The 21,660-nt window shown below is 47.7% G+C and carries 15 protein-coding genes and 2 tRNA genes; 7 read left to right on the forward strand and 10 right to left on the reverse strand.

What is annotated here, in order from left to right; genetic code table 11:
- Positions 1-63: 63 nt before the first annotated feature.
- The 4 genes from COU47_01165 to COU47_01180 all read right to left on the reverse strand — a co-directional run bounded on the left by COU47_01165 (position 64) and on the right by COU47_01180 (position 5,361).
- Positions 64-1,212: a hypothetical protein gene (locus COU47_01165; GenBank protein PIR69685.1), complete on the reverse strand. Its 1,149-nt coding sequence runs from the start codon at positions 1,210-1,212 to the stop codon at positions 64-66.
- A 146-nt stretch (positions 1,213-1,358) separates the two neighbouring features.
- Positions 1,359-3,683, reverse strand: coding sequence for a hypothetical protein (locus tag COU47_01170; GenBank protein ID PIR69686.1), 2,325 nt, complete (start codon positions 3,681-3,683; stop codon positions 1,359-1,361).
- Positions 3,684-3,919: 236 nt separating this feature from the next.
- Positions 3,920-5,035, reverse strand: coding sequence for a hypothetical protein (locus COU47_01175; protein ID PIR69687.1), 1,116 nt, complete (start codon positions 5,033-5,035; stop codon positions 3,920-3,922).
- 244 nt (positions 5,036-5,279) lie between these two features.
- A tRNA-Leu gene (locus tag COU47_01180) sits at positions 5,280-5,361 on the reverse strand.
- Here COU47_01180 and COU47_01185 point away from each other — a divergent pair.
- Positions 5,340-6,425: a hypothetical protein gene (locus COU47_01185; protein PIR69688.1), complete on the forward strand. Its 1,086-nt coding sequence runs from the start codon at positions 5,340-5,342 to the stop codon at positions 6,423-6,425. The genes COU47_01180 and COU47_01185 overlap by 22 nt on opposite strands.
- A gap of 24 nt (positions 6,426-6,449) precedes the next feature.
- Here the strand turns inward: COU47_01185 and COU47_01190 are convergent, their stop codons facing one another.
- The 5 genes from COU47_01190 to murC form a co-directional block, all read right to left on the reverse strand.
- On the reverse strand, positions 6,450-8,180 hold the full coding sequence (locus COU47_01190; protein PIR69689.1) for a hypothetical protein: 1,731 nt from the start codon (positions 8,178-8,180) through the stop codon (positions 6,450-6,452).
- The gene (locus tag COU47_01195) at positions 8,177-10,330 is read right to left on the reverse strand and encodes a type I DNA topoisomerase (protein PIR69690.1); all 2,154 of its coding nucleotides are present in this window, start codon (positions 10,328-10,330) and stop codon (positions 8,177-8,179) included. The genes COU47_01190 and COU47_01195 overlap by 4 nt, the downstream gene beginning before the upstream one ends.
- Before the next feature lie 2 nt (positions 10,331-10,332).
- Positions 10,333-11,184 (reverse strand): DNA-protecting protein DprA, encoded by an 852-nt coding sequence (gene dprA / locus COU47_01200; GenBank protein PIR69691.1) that lies wholly within the window; start codon positions 11,182-11,184, stop codon positions 10,333-10,335.
- Between the two features lie 65 nt (positions 11,185-11,249).
- A complete protein-coding gene (locus tag COU47_01205; GenBank protein PIR69796.1) occupies positions 11,250-12,461 on the reverse strand; it encodes a hypothetical protein in 1,212 nt (403 codons plus the stop codon).
- Positions 12,462-12,615: 154 nt separating this feature from the next.
- Positions 12,616-13,950, reverse strand: a complete 1,335-nt coding sequence (gene murC, locus COU47_01210; GenBank protein PIR69692.1) for a UDP-N-acetylmuramate--L-alanine ligase — start codon at positions 13,948-13,950, stop codon at positions 12,616-12,618.
- 95 nt (positions 13,951-14,045) lie between these two features.
- Between murC and secG the strand changes: the two genes are divergently transcribed.
- From secG to trpS, 5 genes are all read left to right on the forward strand, one after another.
- Entirely contained in the window at positions 14,046-14,258 is a 213-nt protein-coding gene (secG, locus tag COU47_01215; GenBank protein ID PIR69797.1) for a preprotein translocase subunit SecG, read from the forward strand.
- A gap of 18 nt (positions 14,259-14,276) precedes the next feature.
- Positions 14,277-16,016 carry a hypothetical protein gene (locus COU47_01220; protein PIR69693.1) on the forward strand — a complete coding sequence of 580 codons (1,740 nt, stop codon included), beginning with the start codon at positions 14,277-14,279 and terminating at the stop codon, positions 16,014-16,016.
- 10 nt (positions 16,017-16,026) lie between these two features.
- Positions 16,027-16,110 (forward strand) — tRNA-Leu (locus COU47_01225).
- Between the two features lie 28 nt (positions 16,111-16,138).
- Complete coding sequence (locus COU47_01230; protein ID PIR69694.1) at positions 16,139-17,971, forward strand: ribonuclease J; 1,833 nt, start codon at positions 16,139-16,141, stop codon at positions 17,969-17,971.
- A 17-nt stretch (positions 17,972-17,988) separates the two neighbouring features.
- Complete coding sequence (trpS, locus tag COU47_01235; protein ID PIR69695.1) at positions 17,989-18,996, forward strand: tryptophan--tRNA ligase; 1,008 nt, start codon at positions 17,989-17,991, stop codon at positions 18,994-18,996.
- Between the two features lie 12 nt (positions 18,997-19,008).
- On the opposite strand, the gene manB is transcribed toward trpS, so the two are convergent.
- Positions 19,009-20,355, reverse strand: coding sequence for a phosphomannomutase/phosphoglucomutase (gene manB, locus COU47_01240; protein PIR69696.1), 1,347 nt, complete (start codon positions 20,353-20,355; stop codon positions 19,009-19,011).
- A gap of 28 nt (positions 20,356-20,383) precedes the next feature.
- On the opposite strand from manB, the gene COU47_01245 reads away from it, so the two are divergent.
- Positions 20,384-21,418: a redox-regulated ATPase YchF gene (locus tag COU47_01245; GenBank protein ID PIR69697.1), complete on the forward strand. Its 1,035-nt coding sequence runs from the start codon at positions 20,384-20,386 to the stop codon at positions 21,416-21,418.
- Positions 21,419-21,660: the final 242 nt, after the last annotated feature.

The raw sequence follows: 21,660 nt of genomic DNA on the forward strand, positions 1-21,660 counted from the left end.
TCATACTGAAGGAATGTATTCCGGTCAAATGAAAAGGCCCCGACGCGCGGGGCCTTTCTTGTATTATGCTCTGAACATAATGTTGTTTTTTACAATCCGTATAAACTCGTCATCCGACAATTCGGTCACCGGATTGTTCGGATGCGTTTCGGTCCAGTTATAGATGGCGTCGCTATCCTGAACGGAATAAAAAAATTCAGGGACGCCCTCTATATGACCCTCCGCGTACAGCAACGGGTTGCCGTATGCGAGCTCAGGCAAACCCTTCTTCCGGAGCGTTGCGTTCCGCAATTCAGCGACCACCTTCCGTAACGAAAACTTATACCGCGCATCAGTAAACACTGACTTATGGCCGCTTGAACGGATAACCGCAAGGACCGATGCATGCGTATCTGCAGCGCGTGCTTCGTTGGAGCGCGAATATTTTGGTAGCGCAAGATTATCAGAATGGATGACTGCAAACGGACGCTTTGCAGATTTTGGCTTTCCTTTGTCATCTAAGGCGCGTGTTCCGTCCTTATTGAACACAGGAACATAGACCGGCATCCGTTTTGCTTTCTTCGCATATTCTTCGCGCGCCTGTCCAAACAATTCCTTTGCGGAGTACTCTTCAGCGGCAACACCCTTTCGTTCAAACTCATCAACATCCATGCCGGCTTTTCTCCCAACGCTTAGGATGTGATTAAATTCAAACGACCCGATAAGCGCGTTTATGTCGTCTGCATTATGCATGTCATACGAACACTCGCTGTCATGGAATTTGATAAGAAACGCCTGCAACGCCCACTGAATAACTCCTCTCGGATCATCCGGATATTTGCGGTGCATTTTCTTTATCATATTCGCAAGACCTCGCGAAAGGTCGCGCGCATGCCCATCAACATACGACATGTACTGCACGATATTTTTTATCGTGGACATCTTATCAAGATCAAGCCCGAGCGCTTTTACTACAAGCATAAGCGAAGACTCATCTTTTGCCGTAAGAATCCCTTCTGCCGGATTCGCATGCTCATCAAGCTTTCCGCCGCCCGTCCCTATATAGAGGCGTCCGTCGGAATCTGCATATTCCTCCAGAAACGCTTTCGTTCCGTACTTATACAAAAGAAGGAGCGAAGCTAATTCTTCACCGTGCACGCCGATATGGAACACTACCGGAACCATCCCGCCGTCTACTTCAAGCATGTACTCGAATTGATTCTCATTTTTCAATCTACTGCCTCCTCGCCCGCTCTACTAATGCAGGACTTAAGAATTTTATGCTATTATACCATGCATTATTAAAAAATCAACCCCCCACCCGATTGCTCGGATGAGGGGTTTTGCTCTTTGCATAGCATAGGTATCGGTACTGCATGTTACTTGCGGGCCGTCTGAAGCGCTTCAAACTTTTCAAGCGTCTTCGGACCAACCCCTTTAATGCCCTTGAGTGTTTCTGCGGATGTCCCGAGAAACTCCTCAAAAGTGGTAATACCGGCCGCTGCAAGCTTTGCAACTTCGGATTTCGAAAGTTCAGAACACCCTGACAACGGAGTCTCTGTTTTCCCGGCAAGAACATGTTCGTTGTCTGGTGGCGCCGGCGGTGCAGATATGTTTGTTTCAGCGATGTCTTCGGTGTCCGGCGTTTCATCCTTAGTCTGCGACTGAAACCAAACGGGAACCGATCCGGCGTCTTCCAGATGTCGGGAAAACATATACGCATCCCGTAAAAAAGAGCGCGTCTTGGGAGGAAGTGCCTCCAGAGACATCTCTTTTTTCATGACTACGCCTAAGCGCCGTTCGGTTACGCGTCTTCGCGAAAACCGGTTCATCGCCTTTACAAACGACATCGTTCCGTTTGCGGCATTGTAATACACCACAAACTCCGCCCAATTCCTGCCGAGCTGTTTGACGCATGTAAAGTACGCGGACTCGGCTGGCTTCGCAGATGCATCGGTAAAGACCTCTTCAACGCGTTTTACATCGCCGAAATCCCGGGCAAGCTTGTTTTCCTTGCGCGCGCGGTAGATATCTTTTTCAAGAGTGTTCTTTTGCATCAGCCGCTGCACCATACGATCGGATATAAACTTCCGCAGACGCATCTTCTTCCCCGGTTCGGGAAGCATCATGAGACGGAGCTCTTTTCGGTCATCGCGTCCGGTAGGAGTACGGTATTCTACAAACTCTCCATCCGAAACGATATGTCCTGTAACGCCCTTCGGCTTCCATGACGGATTCCTAAACGGCAGTATGCCAACTTTCCCCTGGCTTAATTCCAGGAAGGTTACGGGGCGCTCAAGAGAAGACACATCGGAAAAATCCTGCAACCGCTCCTTGAACTGTTCCGTTTCCTGCCTCCGTTCTTTGCGCGCCTGCTCCTTTTCTTCGTGATAACGAGCAGCGTACTTGAGCGACTCACGGACATAATAATGCCGCACCGAGCCCACATTCCCCTTTTTTATAAAGAAGGAAAGCGTGCCGGTTTCCCATTCGTATGAATCTTTTTCTTTACGCCGCTTGAATATTTTTCCCGCGGCGACAATATCAAGATTCATATAATACGGGTCTTCGTGAGGCACGATACCGAGTATGTCAACGCATACTTCATCGCCTGACGGCGAAACACAGAGGAGCATGCGCCCCCAAGTGTAATCGGGAATAGTTTCACCGTCCCTGATACGCTTTTCGGACCTGATGTCGCATACGAAAAGTGCGTTCCCTACCGGAACAGCGTTTCCTGAAAGCAACGCGCCGAGTCTGTCTTTTTTAAAAGATACTTTTTCTATACTCAGCGAGAATTCTTCGCCCCGCCTTTTAGTGACAAGCTCAAATTCGCCGGAAAGTATATCCTTCGGAAGAAGAAAACTCCCGGCTTCTTTTACGCGCAGAGCGAGCTCTTTTTCATTAAGCTCTCCCACGCGCAAAGCGTACTCCTGGAGCATCTCGTATGCGCTCTTGATCTTCTGGTCTTCTTTTGTGACATCCGCGGGAACAAAAAATTCTTTTGCGCTCGCGCGGATAGCGTTTTCTGCAGGCGCGTCCGCAACATACACAAGCGCCGGCGTTTTTATACCGCGCAGTCCCTGCAATACGCCGCGTAATGACCGCATGCGTACATGCACAGGAACCGTCTTCTCAAAAGAAGGGTCTTCGAGACGCGAACATGTGTTCTGCACCTTTACATACAGATCGCGGCGCATCATGACTTCTTCACGGAGAAACTCGTTTTCTTCGACTGTTTTCCGTATGCGTTCGAGTTCGTAAATATTCTGCTCTACATCTGCGATGCGCTTTCTGCCCGCCTCAACAAGAGGAGCGTTTGTGGGATCCGACACGAGACCGTCTATCTTTTTCCGTTCGGCCTCTGCTTTTTCCTTCAGCACCGCAAGCGTATCATATACGCCCGCGTAATACGCTACTCCCTCGTTCCGGCTGACGCCAGCATCCTTTGCCATCTCGTTAAAATGTTCGCGGCTTTCCTGAACATCTTCTTCTTGTGTAGCCTTTTTCGCGATAGTGCTTAAAAGCAAGAAGTCGTTCATGCCCTCTGCTTTTTGAGATGATTGTCCTTGCGTTTCCGGGACTTCTGCCTGCGTTTCTTTTGTTTCTTTCGCAGGCGCCTCTGTCTTGGCAGGAACGCTAATCTCTGCAGATTCCAGCTCCTTACCAAGGTCTCTCAAGTCTGTTATTTTCTTTTGTGCCATCGGGCACCTCCTCATCTGGATTTTTATCTCTTATCAATGATGCTTTCGCATCCTGTTACTACGAAACAGATACCTATATATGCTGTTTTACAGCCTGTCAAAGAGCGTAATATCCTCTGTATTATACAGAAAAATCATTATTTGTCAATGGTTTTAAACGGCTCACACGAGCGTGTGAGCCGTTTATTTTTGTCACACATAAATAAAAAGCCTCTGGGTAAGAGGCTTTTTGTGTTTTATGTTCCTATTTTTAGGTGTTTGCTTTCTTCGTCATGGAGCTTCCGCTCTACTATCTCATCAGATATTTGATACGGGGACCTGCCAGTAAGCATGCTTTGCCTGAAAATATGCGTCAGCCGGCCGCCTATCTTTTCTACATCCTGCAGCACCGCTTCAGCGTTAAACCCGATCTTTTCATGATAAATATGAATGAGACCGCCGCCGTTAATAACATACGCAGGCGCGACAAGAATGTTGCGGGTATGATGCAAGTAATCGGCGTACTGCGTGGTTGATTTTGTAAATATGCAGTTTGCAGACCCCGCAATTGCCCGGCAATCAAACTCATCCACCGAATGCTTGTTGATAATGCCTCCGCCCGCACACGGCACGAACACATCACAGGCCATCTGGTGGGCGGCATCCGAAGGAATAGCAACTACTTGCCCGGATATTTCTTTCATCGCGCGCTCTACCGCTTCGGGCTTCATATCCGAAATAAAAACCGTGCCTCCCCCTTCAGCTAATGCTTTTGCTATGGGAAGTCCCGTAGCGCCGACCCCTTGCACACAAAATGACCTTCCGCTAAAACTTCTATCCCCATACAAAAATTCAAGTACCACCTGTATGCCGCAGAGTACTCCGTGCTTCGTGCTGAGCGACGGATCGCCTCCGCCGACAACGCCGTCTTTGTGCCGTCTTACGGAACGCCCGAATACATGCGTAGTTATCTCTGCCATAGTGTCTATGTCGGACACATGGAAATTCATATCTTCTCCGGTATTGAACATCCCGCGAAGCTTGTCTACGCAATACGCATATGCGCGCACCAAGTCATCCGTTTTATCTTTTTCCGGATTGCCTATCAGTACTGCCTTTGCTCCCCCCCAAGGAACGCCGGCAATAACCGATTTGTATGTCATGTCCCGCGAAAGCGGCAATACATCGCTTAACGCGTCGTGCATAGTGAGATACGGCCAAAAGCGCGTCCCGCCCGTTCCGTCTCCGAATGTCACATCATGAATCGCAATAATTCCCTCAAGACCGAACCGTTCTCTCGTGATATGGATAACCATAACATGATTATCAAAATCAGGATGATTGCGTACCTTGTCATCCGATAGTATATGCATAACCCGTCTCCCCTAAAAATGCATATTGTTAATGTATTGAAATATAACCGCCATCACTATACACAAAAAAAATCCTCCTGACAAGAAAGATTTTATTGGGCAGATTTCATACTAGATGTGTGCCTGAGGTGGGAGTCCTTCCCCGCCCCGCATGAAGCGGGACTCCTCCGAAGCCCGCCGCCCTCGCTTGAACCAATGGCGCTCGGGTCGGCTTCGACTCCCAACTATGTTTATATTAGATGTGTGCCTGAGGTGGGAGTCGAACCCACAAGGATTGCTCCACACGATTTTGAGTCGTGCGCGTATGCCAGTTCCGCCACTCAGGCAATTCGTAAAAATTATAACGGAAATATTCTCCTTGCGCAACGAAGAAATGATTTGGTATTCTACATACATGCAACCACAGCAATCAAACAGCGTATTCCTCGTAGAAACAAATAAAATAGTCCCGAACCCGCATCAACCACGGCATGAGTTTAATGAGTTCAAGCTCAAAGAGCTTGCCGACTCTATCCGCGCATACGGCATTTTGCAACCGCTTGTTGTTATCCGGAAAGAGCGCGAAGTCCCTACCGGCACCCAGGTGGAATACGAGTTAATAGCGGGAGAGCGCCGCTTGCGTGCAGCACGCCTCGCAGGCATTTTACAAGTGCCCGTTATCATACGGCAAGACACGCCCGAGCAGGTAAAGCTTGAGCTCGCACTCATAGAAAACGTCCAACGCGAGGATCTGAACGCCATTGACCGCGCAAAGGCATTCAAACAGCTCATGGACGCATTTGATCTTTCGCAAAAAGAAATTGCGAGCCGCATAGGAAAGTCCCGAGAATTTATAGCAAACAGCATCCGCATCTTAGGCCTCCCTGATTACATCAAAGATGCGCTCCTCCAGGGAAAGATACACGAGGGCCACACGCGGCCACTCTTAATGCTCTCAGACCGTCCCGAAGCGCAAGAGCGGATGCTGCAGGAGATAATTCTCAAACAATTAAGCGTGCGGGACACGGAAAAACTTGCGCGCCGCGTAGCATACGACCGCGCACGCAAAAAAGACGATATCCCTGACGCAAACACACGCGAACTTGAACACATCCTTTCAAACGCACTCGGTACCCGGGTGTCCATAGAGCGCAAAGGCACCGGCGGACGCATTGCGATTGACTTCTTCTCTTCCGAAGACCTGCAAACTCTTCTTGCGAAGGTTTCGCAGCAAGATATCCCAACGGGTCTGACCACTCCCGAGGAACGCCCCGACCCGTTTGAAGAGCTCGAGAAAGAACATGCGGGCACCCCCTCTCCAGAACCTCCCCCTGACACGCAATCCGAAGATGAAAGAGACCCAAACCAAAGCAAAGCAAACGACGAAGACCTCAAAAATTTCACCGTATAAAAAATGCACGCTTCCGTGCATTTTTTATTTTTTCCCCGATTTCGATTTTTCTACTATTTTCACTGCCTGCACTCCCCGTACGCGTTTTATGCGCGTACGGATTTTTTGCATCTCATCCTTATTTTGAGGAACAAAACTCACGCGGATTGATGTATACGGCGAATTCCGTCCGACATGGCTTTCTATATCTTTGATGCTTACACCGGCGGCAGCAATCGCCGCAGATACATCTTTTAAAATGCCGACCCGGTCTTCTACGGTAATATCAACCTCAGACAGCATGGGCTTACCCAGAGTTGCTTCTGTCTGGCCACGCACGAACCGCCTGATGTGGTTGCGCGCGAGAGATGTTTTTACAAAATCAAGCCACTCACGCGACGGATGCTGGTTTTTGCGCGTGAGGATTTCTACCACCGTGCCTGATTGCAGCTCATAATCAAACGGAACCATTTTCCCTTCTACTTTTGCGCCGACCGCATGATCTCCGACCTCCGAATGGATATGATATGCAAAATCAATTGGTGTTGCGCCCTCCGGAAGATCAATAACATCCCCTTTCGGCGTTAATACGAAGATTCTGTCCTTGAAAAAATCAATCTTAAGAGATTCCAAAAATGTTTCTGAGTCCGGATTGTTTTTCTGGAATGTCCCCTGCCATTCCTGAAGCTGACGGACCCACGCGAGCTTAGCATCCACTTCCGAGCCTTCTTTCGGTTTCCCCGCATGCTCCCATGCCCAATGCGCAGCAATTCCAAGCTCTGCTTCCCGGTGCATGTCTTCGGTCCGTATCTGAAACTCAACGATTTGCCCATCTATGCAAAATACAGTCGTATGGAGCGACTGATATCCGTTTGGCTTTGGAAGCGCAATATAATCTTTAATGCGCCCCGGAAGGGGCTTCCAATGCTTGTGTATTACCCCGAGTACCGCGTATGCATCCTGGATGTCTTTAATAATGATACGGACCGCAACAAGGTCAAAAATACGATCCCAGTCCATGTCATACCGCTGGAGTTTTTTCCATAAGCTATAATAATGCTTCGCACGGGCATTAATCTCTACTGCACGGATACCTTCGCGTGCGATTTCTTTTTTCACGATAGGAATGACGCGGGCTAAATATATTTCTCTCTGCGGCAGGCGTTTTTTTACTTCTCCGGCAACCCACGCATACTCTTCGGAGTACACATACCGGAACGCCATATCCTCAAGCTGCGCTTTCATCTCTCCCATTCCCAACCGGTCAGCGAGCGACGCGTATATCTCAAGCGTCTCTTTCGCGATACGCAAACGCTTTTCCGGAAACGGAAGCGATTCGAGCGTTTCCATGTTATGCAGCCGGTCGCACAGCTTAATGATAACTACGCGTATGTCTTGAGCAACCGCAAGAAACATTTTGCGCATTGACTCAACAGTACGCTCAACGCCATGGTACTTAATCTTATCCACCTTAGTTACGCCGTCCACTAAAAATGCTATGTCCGTGCCGAATTTTTTTTGTATGTCTTTGAGTGCCGCACCTTTGTCTTCAATGGTGTCATGCAGCAATGCAGCTGCAACCGTACGCACATCCATGCCGATAGACGCAACTTTGAGCGACACCGCAATAGGATGCAGTATATACTGTTCGCCGGAGTGGCGTTTTTGGTTTTTATGCGCACCTTCGGCAAACAAAAAAGCATCCTCAAGGAGCTTGAGGTCTTTTATTTCAAATTCATTATGCGGAAGTTTTTCCTTGTATTCATCCCAGGTCATACGGAATCCTCGGAATCGGGATGCTCCTCTTTGTATGAGCACTCCTTATTAGAACATTTAATCCCGCTTTTAAGCTGTACGAGCGCCTGTCCGCACTCAGGGCAGAGGGTGCCTGTCGGTCTTTGCCATACCGCAAAATCACAATCGGGGTAGCGCGAACATCCGTAAAAAACACGGCGCTTGCGCGTGCGGCGCTCAACGACATCGCCGTCTTTGCATTTAGGACATTTGATGCCGAGCGGCTCAGGAGGTAATGCCTTTGTAAACTTGCAGTCCGGAAAACCGGAGCATGATATGAATTTACCGAAACGCCCGTGGCGTATCATGAGCTGCTTGCCGCACTCCGGGCACATCTCATCAATCGTTTCGGTCATGTCCTCTTTTGCAACTGTCTCGTATTTTTCTTCAAGCACCTTCGCAAACGGCTCATAAAAATCTTTTATAAGGCCGCGCCACTCTTTTTCTCCCTCAGCAACTTCGTCCAATTTCTGCTCCATATCAGCAGTGAATTCAATATCAACAATCTGCGGGAAGTGCTCTACCAAAAGAGCGTTCACTTTTTCACCGATCTCGGTCGGCTCAAATTGTTTTTGATCATTCCGGACAACATAATGCCTGTCCTGGATGGTAGACATGGTTGGCGCATACGTTGACGGGCGCCCGATGCCGAATTTTTCAAGTGCCTTAATGAGCGACGCTTCGGTATAACGCGGAGGTGGCTGCGTCTCGTGATCTTCCGACTGCATACTCAACACCGCAAGCGTGTCGTTCTCCTGAAGCACCGGCAACAGCGTATCCTCTTTCTTCATCGGAGAGACCTTCAAAAAGCCGTCAAAGCGGAGAATGCTTCCTGTTGTGCGGAACTGGTAGGTTTTTTTGTTATGCGCACCCGCGTCAATAACGAATGTCGTCTGTTCAAATTCCGCATCATTCATCTGGCTTGCAACAAACCGCCTCCAGATGAGCGAGTACAACCGATACTGATCGCTTGTTAGATTGTTCTTTATAGCATCAGGAAGCAATGTGACGTCAACCGGGCGTATTGCTTCATGCGCTTCTTGGGCGCCCTTTGCTTTCTTTTTGAACTCACGGGGCGCTTCCGGAACATACGAATCGCCATATGCATCTTTGATATGGCCGCGCACCGCATGAAGCGCTTCTTCGGCGATATTCAATGAATCGGTGCGCATGTATGTGATGAGACCGACTGCTCCCCCTTTGGTGAGCTCAACTCCTTCATACAATTGCTGCGCAATAAGCATGGTTTTTTTCGCGGAAAACCGCAGCCGCGACCAGGCCGCCTGCTGCAGTGTAGCCGTAGTGAACGGGGGCGAGGGCCGCTGTATACGCTTTCTCTTTTCTACCTGGATGATACGGAACGATGCCTGATCAATAGACGCAATCGCTTCTTCAGCAATCTGTTTTTCGGTGATACCCGGTTTTTCGATGGTTACGCCGTCTATCGCATATAGCTGCGAATCAAATGCCGCGCATTGCTCGCCAGATTCGCTGGTACATCCTTTCTTTTGCACGCGCGCGGCGATGGTCCAGAACTTTTGCGGATTGAATTTCTTTATTTCTTCTTCCCGCTCAACAACAAGACGCAATGCAACTGATTGCACGCGGCCCGCAGAAAGTCCCCGGGCTATTTTTTTCCATAAGAACGGGGAGAGCTTATACCCCACAAGCCGGTCAAGCACGCGGCGCGCCTGCTGAGCTGCTATTAAGTCTGCGTTAATGTCGCGCGGATGCGAAAGCGCTTCCTGAATCGCCTTTTTAGTGATTTCGTGGAAAACAATACGCTCTATTTTGAGCTCCTTTTCTTTTTTTGTCTGCTTTTTTTCCTTGTCGCTCTTGATGCCCATTGCATACAGTAAATGCCACGCAATGGCCTCCCCTTCACGGTCTTCATCAGTTGCCAGAATAACCGTATCTGCTTTTTTCAAAAGAGCTTTTAATTTTTTTACTACCGGCTGAACCTTACGCGGGATGACATACTGCGGTTCAAAATTATTCTCTACATCAACGCCTAATTTATATGACGGCAAATCACGAATATGCCCGTATGACGATTCAACGGTGTATCCTTTTCCTAAAAAACGGCTTATGGTTTTTGATTTAGTCGGACTCTCAACAATAACTAATTTCATAACTATATTGTTTTATAGAATACGCCTCCTCTGTTCTCTACCGCTCCTTCCATCTCAAGAGAGGTAAGGTGTTCCTGCAAAAAACCAATATCATACTTAAGTGTGAACGCAATTTCATTGATAGTTTTCGGCGCATTCAAAGAATGTAAGATATTCTGTGCAATACCATCAAATTTGTCAACTTTTTCTTCCTGAGGAACTTCTCTTCCGACAAGCTCCAAGACATCATGCGCATCTCGTATAAGTGCCGCGCCTTCGCGCAAAAGCGCATGTGTTCCAATCGACTGAACGGAGGAAACTTCTCCAGGAACAGCACCAACTTCTCTATTCGCTTCAAGTGCAAGACGCGCAGTAATCAAGGAGCCTGAACGCATTGCCGCTTCTACAATAATGACCGCGTGAGAAAGTCCGGCAATAATGCGGTTTCGCGCGGGGAATGTCCAGGCTGCAGCAGCTGTCGTTCCCGGGTATTCGGAGATAATAGAACCATTCCCCTTCAATATGTCTTCCGCAAGCTTTCTATTATATGTAGGCTGTATATTCTCAATACCGGAACCGAGCACTGCCCAGGTAACGCCCCCGCCCTCAAGCGCACCCCTATGAGCCGCTGCATCAATGCCGAGGGCAAGCCCGCTTACAATAACAGCACCCCGAAGCGCCAAGTCGCGCGCTAGGGTAAATGCTATTTCTCTTCCGTATGCCGTAGGCCGGCGCGTGCCGACTATCGCAACAATAGGCGCGTCTGGATTTTGATTATAAAAACTTTGTCCGCGCACAAAAAGCGTTTCCGGCGGCTTTGCCGTTTCTTTCAAAAGCGCCGGGTATGCGGCATCGGTACGCACAATTGCTTTCATTGTTTCATCATACTATTTTTTCTCCATACAAAAAACCGCATCATACTGATGCGGTTTTACGGATGTTATTTCATCCGCGTTTCATCTCTATGTTTTTTGAGATATGGGGCAAATGGCGTACCGCCGGTTCCTACCTGAGTGGGGTTTGCCGCATGTTTCTGTTGATGTGAAAAAATGTAACGATGCGCATATTCAAGATGCAAGGAGCGAAATTCCTCAAGCTTCTGTCTGCAGCGTTCGTATAATTCGAACATATACGGCGTTTTTTCTTTGCGCGCTTCCACAAATTGGAGCAACGAAGCGTTCCGCTCGACCATTTCTATAAACGCCCGATGGCCTACCGGCATATAGTCGCGCATTTCTAAAAGAAATTGTTTTAAGTAATTATCTTCATGCTCGACTCCTAATATTGCATCAAGCAACGGAACGATGGAGCTTTGCGCGCCCGTTTCACCGCGGAATTGCTGCGGTGTACCACCGTATGCCTCCACGCCGGGGTACATCAATCCTTTGGGAAGCGCCGGATTGTTCTTCCATCCGTGAATGTACGGGCGCACTCTGTTGTAATACACAAATGTCGGATCGCATCGTTCGGGTACACGCTTGAGCGTTTCGAGCATTTTTTCTTCAGCGCATACGATAATCTGAAGCTCTCGTATGACCGCCTCCTCACTTCCGGCTGCACGGAGTATTTCGAGCGATGCTTTGGGGATAAGACCCGCATGCATCTCTATTTCCACATGCGGAAGAATAAACCATTCTTCATCAAGCCCGCCTAAAAAGTTTTGGAGTAGCGCAATATTGCCAAGCGCTATGGGGCCTTCCGGATCTAGCCGGTACCAATTATGAAGCGCGTAAGACGGATATCCGAGCGACGGATGCCGTCCCAGAGCATGTGCAATCTGATACCAAAGCCGCGCAAAACCCTCCGGGACGCTTTCAGGTGCCGCAAAGCTTTCATTCCACTCCGCGTCCTGCCAGACATACGCATTCCCCACAAAAGAAAGAAAACGCATTGCCGTTTCAAGAAGATGCGTGTTCCCATCAAATGTTTCCGCAATATCAAAATCAGAATTATGTGCAAGTTGATGCTCTAAAAAGTAGTCGGATTCCCGCTCAATATATTCGCGGGCCTTCCCAGCGACAAGCAGCTTGGGCAGATGGTAGGCTATTTTTTCGTAGCGCCGTACCCATGTACGGTCCGCATTTCCCAAGCAATATACATCGAGGTTCCGTATCGGATCCTCATCAGGCAAAAACCCGCGCGTCTCCGAAATACCGAAATCAGAAAGCTGTATATCTGTATTCGCCATACATATTCACCTCTTCTGTATTGTAAAAGATCAAATCTATGTAAGTCCGTAATACCAAAAAATAATGCCGATGTCCATGATTCTTTGCATATGATAAAAATGCTGTTTTGTATTTTTTTTACAATTTAAGATATCCCCATATCTTCCAAATGTCTCCCGCACCCATAACAACTACTACATCATGCTTCCGCACGGCTTTTCCCAAGAGATGTGCGGCGTCTTTTATTACCGGAGTGTATATTGCCGGTGTTTTTTTGCGTATAACAGCTTCGGCGAGCTGTTTTGAACCTACACCCTTTTTCATGGATGCTTTTTCCCGCCCCGCAACACTATATACATCCACCAACAAAACACAATCGGCATCTGTAAATGCGCGCGCAAAATCGCGGAACAAATATTTTGTACGCTGATATTGGTGCGGCTGATACACACACCATAATGCACCCTTGCGCAATCGTTTTTCAAATCTTGCGCGTACACCGTTAAGTGTTGCTTTAACTTCGGTCGGATGATGTCCGTAATCATCATACACGAGCGCCCCATGCAATACGCCCTTATACTCCATTCTTCGTCCCACACCGGAAAACCTCCGCAATACGGCATAAAAGACCTGACTTGGAATACCGATGATTTTTGAAAGCTCATACACACCAAGCACATTGGATACATTATGCCGGCCGAACAGCCGGATATGCTTTTGGATGTTCTTCAAAGCACGCTTTTGAGAAAAGGAATAATACACAACGCGCTTTATGTGTTTTGTTATGGCGCGAATCCCTGTGTCGTCCTTATTTGCGATAATATGCCCTTTCGGATGAATGCGCGAAAGAAATGCGCGGAAATGCGCGCGTGTTTCGGCGAATGTCTTAAAGTAATCGATATGTTCCCACTCGATACTTGTCCATATAATGATGTCGGGGTCGTACTCCAAAAATGACCCCTTATACTCATCTGCTTCTATCACAAGATAGCGGGAACCGCCGTACCGAAAATTCGTGTTCCCAAACTCTGAAACCGTTGCTCCGACAATGACCGTTGGGTCAAGGCCTGCTTCCGTAAGCAAAGCGCCCACAAGTCCTGTTGTCGTGCTTTTCCCATGCGTTCCGCATATGGCGATAGTGTATTTATCCCGCGTCAACGCACCGAGCGCCTGCGGGTAACTCAAGAGTGTGATGCCGCGTCTTTTTGCCGCCCGTACTTCAGGGTTTGTGTGTTTTCCTCTCGTAACAACTGCCTGGCTGAAAATTACCCGCTCGGCACGCAAAGGAAGATGCTTTGCGCTATGTTCCCCAACCGTTATACGAACCTCCTTTTTGCGGAGCATCTGCACAATAGGCGAATCCGCTTCGTCGCTTCCTGACACCTGCCACCCCTCATGGACATACCACTGCGCAAGCGCGCTCATGCCTATACCCCCAACGCCTATAAAGTGCACGAATTTTTTCCCTCTCATATATGTATAATATCGGGGAACAGAGAAAATATCTATTATACACCCAGGTTGACACCGGGAGCGCGTATGCTATACTAAGGAAAATGCAAGTATTAATGACCCTCTTACCATATCTTCAGGTAGTAATATCCGTACTTCTGGTAACTGCAATTTTGCTCCAACAGCGCGGCACCGGTCTTGGTGCGGCTTTTGGCGGTGAAAGCAGTGCGTATCACACAAAGCGGGGCTTCGAAAAAACACTGTACCGCTCAACTATCGTGCTCGCAATACTTTTCTTTGGAACAGCAATTTTGCAACTGCTTTTTTAGCACACTAGATTCTCTATTGTGAAAAAATTATTCTCATTATTCGGACGGCGGTTTGATTTGCCATCGAAGCTCGAGATACAGGTAATTCTGCGCCGTTTTTCAAAAAAAGAACGAACGCTCTTCTTTGCGTTTTTTGTCGTATTCATCGCAGCAAGCATAACGCTTGTATGGCAAATAAACAATGCGCTTTCGCGCGAAGTACCCGCTCAAGGAGGTACCTGGAAAGAAGGAATTGTCGGACTTCCTCATTTGGTCAATCCGATACTGGCAGCATCAGACACGGATCGCGATCTTGTAGCGCTTGTGTATTCAGGACTGCTTCGCCCGGACGGCAAAGGACGGCTTATGAACGATCTTGCTGACCACTATACTATTTCGGAAGACGGCTTGTCCTATACATTTGTGCTGAAAGATGGCCTTGTGTGGCACGATGGCACGGCACTCACTGCCGAAGATGTCGCTTTCACTGTTATGCTCGCAAAAAATCCGATACTCAAAAGTCCGGTACGGGCAAGCTGGGAAGGCGTTACGCCAGTGGTAATGCATGAGCATGAAATACAATTCCTCTTAGACCAGCCGTACGCGCCGTTCCTGGAAAACGCAACGCTTGGCATACTGCCAAAACATATCTGGAACAGCATCCCGCCCGAACAAATCAGTCTTTCAAAATTTAATCTGGAACCGATTGGGTCAGGGCCGTATGAAGTAAAAAAAATGGAACGCAATTCATCAGGCATTGTAACAAAATTCATCTTCGAGGCGTTCAAGAATTACGCGCAACAAGAGCCGTATATATCACAATTTGAGTTTGTGTTCTATCCATCAGAACGCGCACTCATCTCGAGCTTTGAAACAAAAGAAATAGATGGAATTGCCGGCATCTCCCCAAAGCAGATGGAAAGCATCCAGCGAAACGCATCACTGCACGAACTTACTCTCCCCCGCGTATTCGGCGTCTTCTTTAACCAGAATAAAGTAAGCGCATTTTCTAAAGAGGGTGTACGCGAGGCGCTCGAACGAGCAGTAGATAAGGACAAGATAGTGTCCGAGGTGTTGAATGGCTATGCAAAAGCGCTTGTCGGTCCTATCCCTCCAGGGACATTCAGCGCCATCAACACGGAACTTGAACAAGATATTGTTTCTACATCTTCCGCAGAAGACGCTCTCCAGCTGCTAAAACAAAATGGATGGGCAAAAGACGAAGAAACGGGCCTTCTTACCAATAAAGACGGGGAAACGCTTCGCTTTAGTCTTTCAACATCAAATGTTTCTGACCTGACTGAAACCGCTCGTCTCCTGCAGACCATGTGGCAAGAGCTCGGCATCCAGGTAGATGTAAAAATGTTTGAGTTAAGCGACTTGAACCAGAATGTAATACGACCGCGTGAATATGAGGCGCTTTTATTCGGAGAAGTTGTGGGGCGCGACCCTGACCCATTCGCATTTTGGCATTCTTCTCAACGAAATGATCCGGGGCTGAATATTGCGCTATACACGAACAGCACTGTAGACTCGCTCCTTGAGGATGCCCGTAAAATTTCAGATGAAGCAGAACGGAAAGAAAAATATATAGAATTTCAAAAAGAAGTTATTTCCGACCACGCAGCAACATTTCTGTACTCACCCTTTTACCTATATGTTGTCGATAAACAGCTCAAAGGTTTTGACACGCAAAGCATAACCATACCTGCAGAGCGCTACACAAATGTATATTCGTGGTATCTGCGCACAAAAAAGATAATTTCTTCTCCTTTTTAGAGGCATTGTAGCCGGAGTGGTGGAACTGGCAGACACGCAGCGTTCAGGGCGCTGTGGGCGCAAGCCCGTGAGAGTTCAAATCTCTCCTCCGGCACATACTATTATTAGCATTATTATTATTTATGATTCATTCTCAGAAAAAATCACATACACAAAAACGATCTCCGCGCAAATCTTCTGCGGGGCGTACTTCGCATAGACGCACTCAGAAAAAAACCTACCGCAGCCCAATGCGACAGCACTCTGCAACAGGACATGTGCCGTCCCGGCACCCCGCGCCAAAAAGGCACCCTGACGCACTTCGCATCATTGCGCTCGGAGGGCTCGGAGAAGTCGGCCGGAATATGACACTCCTTGAATATAAGGAAGAAATAGTAGTCATTGATGTAGGGTTCCGGATGCCCGAAGAAAATATGCCGGGCATTGATTACATTATCCCGAATGTAGACTACCTCAAAGATAAAAAACAAAATATTTTGGGCGTACTCATGACGCATGGGCACTATGACCACATTGGCGCAATCCCCTATCTTGTCGAGCGAATGGGATACCCTACCTTTTACGGCGCGCCTCTTACTAAGGCAATAACAGTAAAACGCCAAGATGATTTTCGCCATCTTAAAAAGCTTGATTTTGAAGAAGTAAAGAACGGCGACACTATTAAGCTTGGGAGTTTTGAGGTGGAATTCTTCAGCGTAAACCACAATATTCCCGACGATTTGGGGCTCCGCATCAAAACTCCGGTAGGAACGGTTATTTGCACATCGGACTTTAAAATCGACGAAGCACCGGTAAATGACCAGCCGGCAGACCTCGAAAAGTTCAAGCGTTTCGGAGACGAGGGGGTGTTGCTTCTTTTAGGAGACAGCACCGGCGCTGAAGAAGAAGGCCATTCAATATCAGAAAGCTCGATTCATACGAACATTGATGAAATATTTGTACAGGCAAAGGGCAAAGTGATTGCGGCAACATTCGGGTCGCTTATTAACCGGGTCCAGCAAATTATCCAGATATCAGAAAAATACGGCCGTAAGGTTGCGCTTGAAGGATATAGCATGCGTACAAATGCAGAAATTTCACAAAAATTAGGATATCTCAAAGTACAAAAAGGAACAATTATCCAGTCAAAAGAATTAGATAATTATCCGGACAATAAAATAACTGTTATTACGACCGGCGCCCAAGGCGAAGAAAATGCGGGACTTATGCGTATCGCGAACCGCGAACACCGTTTTGTCCACCTCAAAAAAGGAGATACGGTTATCTTTTCGTCGTCAGTCATCCCGGGAAACGAACGGATGGTCCAAGCGCTCAAGGATACTATTTTCCGCCAAGGCGCAGATGTCTTCCATTACCGCATGATGGACATTCATGCGGGAGGACACGGCCAGCGAGACGATTTGCGCATGATGTTAAAACTCCTGCGTCCGAAAATGCTGATGCCTGTGCACGGCCAATATTCAATGCTCGTACAGCATGGGCGTCTTGGCGAAGAAATGGGCATCCCCGCAAAAAACATAGCAATCGCAGATAACGGCCAGGTAATTGAGGTAACCAATGACAGCATTGCTGTCACTAAAGAAACAGTACCGGCAAACCTTGTTATGGTTGACGGGCTTGGTGTGGGAGATGTCGGCGAAGTAGTACTACGCGACCGCCAGGCGCTTGCCGAAGACGGTATATTCGTCATTATTGCAGTAGTAGACAGCCAAACCGGAAAAGTACGCGGCTCCCCCGATATTATTTCGCGCGGGTTTATTTATCTTCGGGAATCAAAAGATCTTTTATTCCAAACGCGCCAACTCACCAAAAAAGTGATTGAAGACGCAACACAGAACATGCATCCAGTGAATTGGACATGGGTCAAAGATAATGTTCGCGACCGGCTTGGAAAGTATCTCTTTCAGAAGACAGAAAGACGGCCCATGGTATTGCCGGTGGTCATAGAAGTGTAAACAAGTATAATAAGAATATGGCAGAAGAAGGGAAAAAACGGATATTCAGCGGCATACAACCGTCAGGCGTCATCCATATCGGAAACTACTTAGGCGCCATCAAGCAATTTACCGAGCTCCAGCTCCAGCACGAAGCGTTTTTTTGCGTCGTAGACCAGCATGCGATTACCGTGCCGCAAGAGCCTGAACAACTCTACGAAAACACGCTATCGGTAGCGGCTCTCTATATTGCATCGGGCATCAACCCAAAAATTGCAAACATATTTATTCAGTCGCATGTGCCCGCACACACCGAGCTTGCATGGATATTGAACACTATCACACCTATCGGAGAGCTTGAGCGGATGACGCAATTTAAAGACAAAACACAAGCCCAAACAAAAGAAACAGGCATACTTGCGGGGCTTCTGAATTACCCCACGCTTATGGCAGCGGACATTCTCTTGTATGGCACGCACGCAGTGCCTGTCGGTGAAGACCAAACTCAGCACATAGAACTGACTCGAATGCTCGCACAGCGTTTTAATAACAAATACGGAGAAACATTCGTTATTCCCCAAGCATTGGTGCAGGAACATGCGGCACGCATCATGAGTCTGCTTGACCCGGCAAAGAAAATGTCAAAATCTGCAGATAGCCCGAAAAGTTATATCAGCATGCTGGATGCTCCGGATGAAATACGCCAAAAAATAAAAAATGCAGTTACTGATTCGGGGAACGAAGTCTCCTACGACAAGCAGAAGCGTCCCGCGATATCAAACCTTATCTCCATACATCGAGCACTTACGGGCGCGGCCTTCAATAAAATAGGAGAACAATATAAAGGAAAAGGGTACGCTGACTTCAAACAAGACCTTGCGGACATTATCATACAAGAACTAACACCCATCCAGGAACGCTATCAGGCGCTCATGGAAAACAAGAAAGAGCTGGAACATATTCTCCGTGAAGGCGCACGGAATGCCTCGGCAATAGCCGAAAAGAAACTACTCGAAGCAAAAGAAAAAATGGGATTCTACATCTAAAAAACATTCCGGCTACGCCGGAATGTTTTTTATTTTATCTTCCAACTCCTTTTGTTTCTCCGCGAGAAGCTCTTTTGTATGCGCCTCCACCACTAACCGCAACAATGGTTCTGTGTGGGATGGGCGCACATTAAAACGCCATTCGGGGTATTCTACCGTGAGTCCGTCAAAATCGTCTTGCGTGCCGTCTGCGTATGCGTTCCGCAGGAGCGCAATGCTTTGGAGCCTATCTGTTACGGAAAAGTTAATCTCTCCCGAATTCGGATACACCGCGTACTGCTTCATCAATTCGCTGAATTTTTTGTCCTGCCTTGCAAAGAAAAAAAGAACCCGCTGAAATGCCACAAGCGCAGAATCCAAAAAATAAAAATCGCCGAAATACATGTGCCCCGAGGGCTCTACACCGAATGCCGCTTTATGTTCGCGCATCACCTTCTTTACATGAGAATGCCCGACGCGCGAAAATACCACCGTTGCGCCTTTTCGTCCGGCAACCTCAGAAAATACCTTTGATGCATTTTTTGTCGTTACTGCAGTATCTCCTTTTTGTAATACCATATCGGAAAGAAATGCGCCCACAATATCGCTTCGGACGCGCTTTCCGTTCTGATCCAAAAACGCTATGCGGTCACCGTCACCATCAATCACTACGCCAAACTCCGAAGCAGTATCAATAATCTTTTGAGATGCGGCTTGTATTGATTCTTCTTGGAGCGGATCAGGACCATGGTTAGGAAAGTTGCCGTCAGCACTCAAGAAAAGCGGCTTATAATCAACAGGTACGCGTGAGAGAAATTTCCGGGTCAGTTCCCCCGCCGAACCGTTTGAGGCATCCACAACCACTTTTACCGGCCGGGCGATCTCCCCATAATCGTATAATGTATCAAGATATTTTTCCGAAAAGTCATGGAATGTAGACTTTCCCTGCGAAAGCCCGCGAGCCGGCTCCTCTCCGCTGATGTCGCGTATGGCGGCAATGCCACCCTCAAAACCGATGGGGATGGCTTCTTCTCCCACGAACTTAAATCCATTGTATTCTTTGGAATTATGAGATGCGGTTATCATAGCACCCGCAGCGGCTTTCCCCTCAATTACGCTAAAGTAAAAAAGCGGCGTGCTTACAATGCCGATATCTAAAATATCGCGGCCATGGTCAAGTATACCCTGCGTAAACGCTTCGTGTAGTTCGGGAGATGAAAGCCGGGCATCACGCCCGACTACGATAGGCCCTGACCACCGTTTTCGCTTCACAAACTCCACAAATGACGCACCGATACGGTACGCCACATTGATATCAATTTCGTCAGGATGCCTGCCTCGTATGTCATATTCTTTAAAAATTGAGGGATTGATATTCATTACTTTCTAGCTTACCATAGCACTGTATATGCTAAAAATCGGCATCGTGGGGCTTCCGAATGTGGGCAAATCAACCCTGTTTAAGGCCCTCACCAAAAAACAAGTAGATATCGCGAATTATCCGTTCGCAACCATTGACCCGAATGTGGGGGTCGTTGCCGTGCCTGATGAACGCCTGGAGGCGCTTTCTATGTTTTCAAAATCAAAAAAAACGGTTCCGGCATCCATAGAATTTTTTGACATTGCGGGACTCGTTCGTGGCGCGCATAAAGGCGAGGGACTCGGCAATCAGTTTTTAAGCAACATCAAGGAGGTGGATGCGGTAATTGAGGTAGTACGTGCCTTTGAAGACGAGAACATCCTTCATGTGACAGGCGCGGTTGACCCAAAAGATGATATAGAAACCATTCACACAGAACTCATACTCGCAGACCTAAAAATAGTAGAAGGCGCGCTTACGCGTGCGGAAAAATTAACGCGGGGGGATGACAAAGACGCAAAATTACATCATCAAATGCTGAAAGAAATGAGTGTACTGCTAAGCAACGGCATTTTTGCGTCACACGCATCCGAAGAGATACGCGAAAAAATAAAGGACCTAAATCTCCTTACCGCAAAAACATTTATTTTATTACTGAATACAAAAGAGGATGCGTACACGCTCCCCTTTTCACCGGAAGAATATAATTTTAAAAATGTGGTATCCCTCAACTTAAAATTAGAGGAGGAGATACAAGATGCTAATGATGAAGAAGCGCGGTCCCTTTCAGAAATAGACTCGCTCATAAAGGCAGCGTATGAGGCGCTTGATCTTATTACATTTTTTACTACTGGCGAAGACGAATCCCGCGCATGGCCCATACCACGGCACTCCTCGGCTCCGCGCGCAGGACGCGCAATACACTCCGATTTTGAGCAAAAATTCATCCGCGCTGAAGTTATCGGCTACAAAGAGCTACTGGAAGCGGGCTCGTACGCCAAGGCACGCGAAAAGGGCCTTTTACGCACTGAGGGCAAAAAATATGTGGTACAAGACGGAGATGTTATAGAATTCAGAGTATAAATCATTGACTTTTTCCCTATTTCCGCTACTCTATACTAATATGGCAGAGGCTGTAAAAACAGTAAAAACAGAGGAAAAGGATGCCCAGCAAGCTGAGCATATTCTTTATGAGTGCGCCTATCTTCTTGATGGAAATATTGCAGAAGAAAAAGCAACCGAAGTAGCCGCTTCTTTGCGGGGCGCAATAGAGAAAATGAAGAGCATTATAGTGGAAGAGACTCAGCCTAAGCTCCGGAAGCTTG

This window comes from Candidatus Niyogibacteria bacterium CG10_big_fil_rev_8_21_14_0_10_46_36, from assembly GCA_002772995.1.
GTDB lineage: Bacteria > Patescibacteriota > Minisyncoccia > 1-14-0-10-42-19 > 1-14-0-10-42-19 > 1-14-0-10-46-36.

Coding starts and splice junctions, on each gene's coding strand:
- COU47_01170 (PIR69686.1), bottom strand. CDS start 3,683: ATGGCACAAAAGAAAATAACAGACTTGAGAGACCTTGGTAAGGAGCTG.
- COU47_01175 (PIR69687.1), bottom strand. CDS start 5,035: ATGCATATACTATCGGATGACAAGGTACGCAATCATCCTGATTTTGAT.
- COU47_01185 (PIR69688.1), top strand. CDS start 5,340: ATGCCAGTTCCGCCACTCAGGCAATTCGTAAAAATTATAACGGAAATA.
- COU47_01190 (PIR69689.1), bottom strand. CDS start 8,180: ATGACCTGGGATGAATACAAGGAAAAACTTCCGCATAATGAATTTGAA.
- COU47_01195 (PIR69690.1), bottom strand. CDS start 10,330: ATGAAATTAGTTATTGTTGAGAGTCCGACTAAATCAAAAACCATAAGC.
- dprA (PIR69691.1), bottom strand. CDS start 11,184: ATGAAAGCAATTGTGCGTACCGATGCCGCATACCCGGCGCTTTTGAAA.
- murC (PIR69692.1), bottom strand. CDS start 13,950: ATGAGAGGGAAAAAATTCGTGCACTTTATAGGCGTTGGGGGTATAGGC.
- secG (PIR69797.1), top strand. CDS start 14,046: ATGACCCTCTTACCATATCTTCAGGTAGTAATATCCGTACTTCTGGTA.
- COU47_01230 (PIR69694.1), top strand. CDS start 16,139: ATGATTCATTCTCAGAAAAAATCACATACACAAAAACGATCTCCGCGC.
- trpS (PIR69695.1), top strand. CDS start 17,989: ATGGCAGAAGAAGGGAAAAAACGGATATTCAGCGGCATACAACCGTCA.
- manB (PIR69696.1), bottom strand. CDS start 20,355: ATGAATATCAATCCCTCAATTTTTAAAGAATATGACATACGAGGCAGG.
- COU47_01245 (PIR69697.1), top strand. CDS start 20,384: ATGCTAAAAATCGGCATCGTGGGGCTTCCGAATGTGGGCAAATCAACC.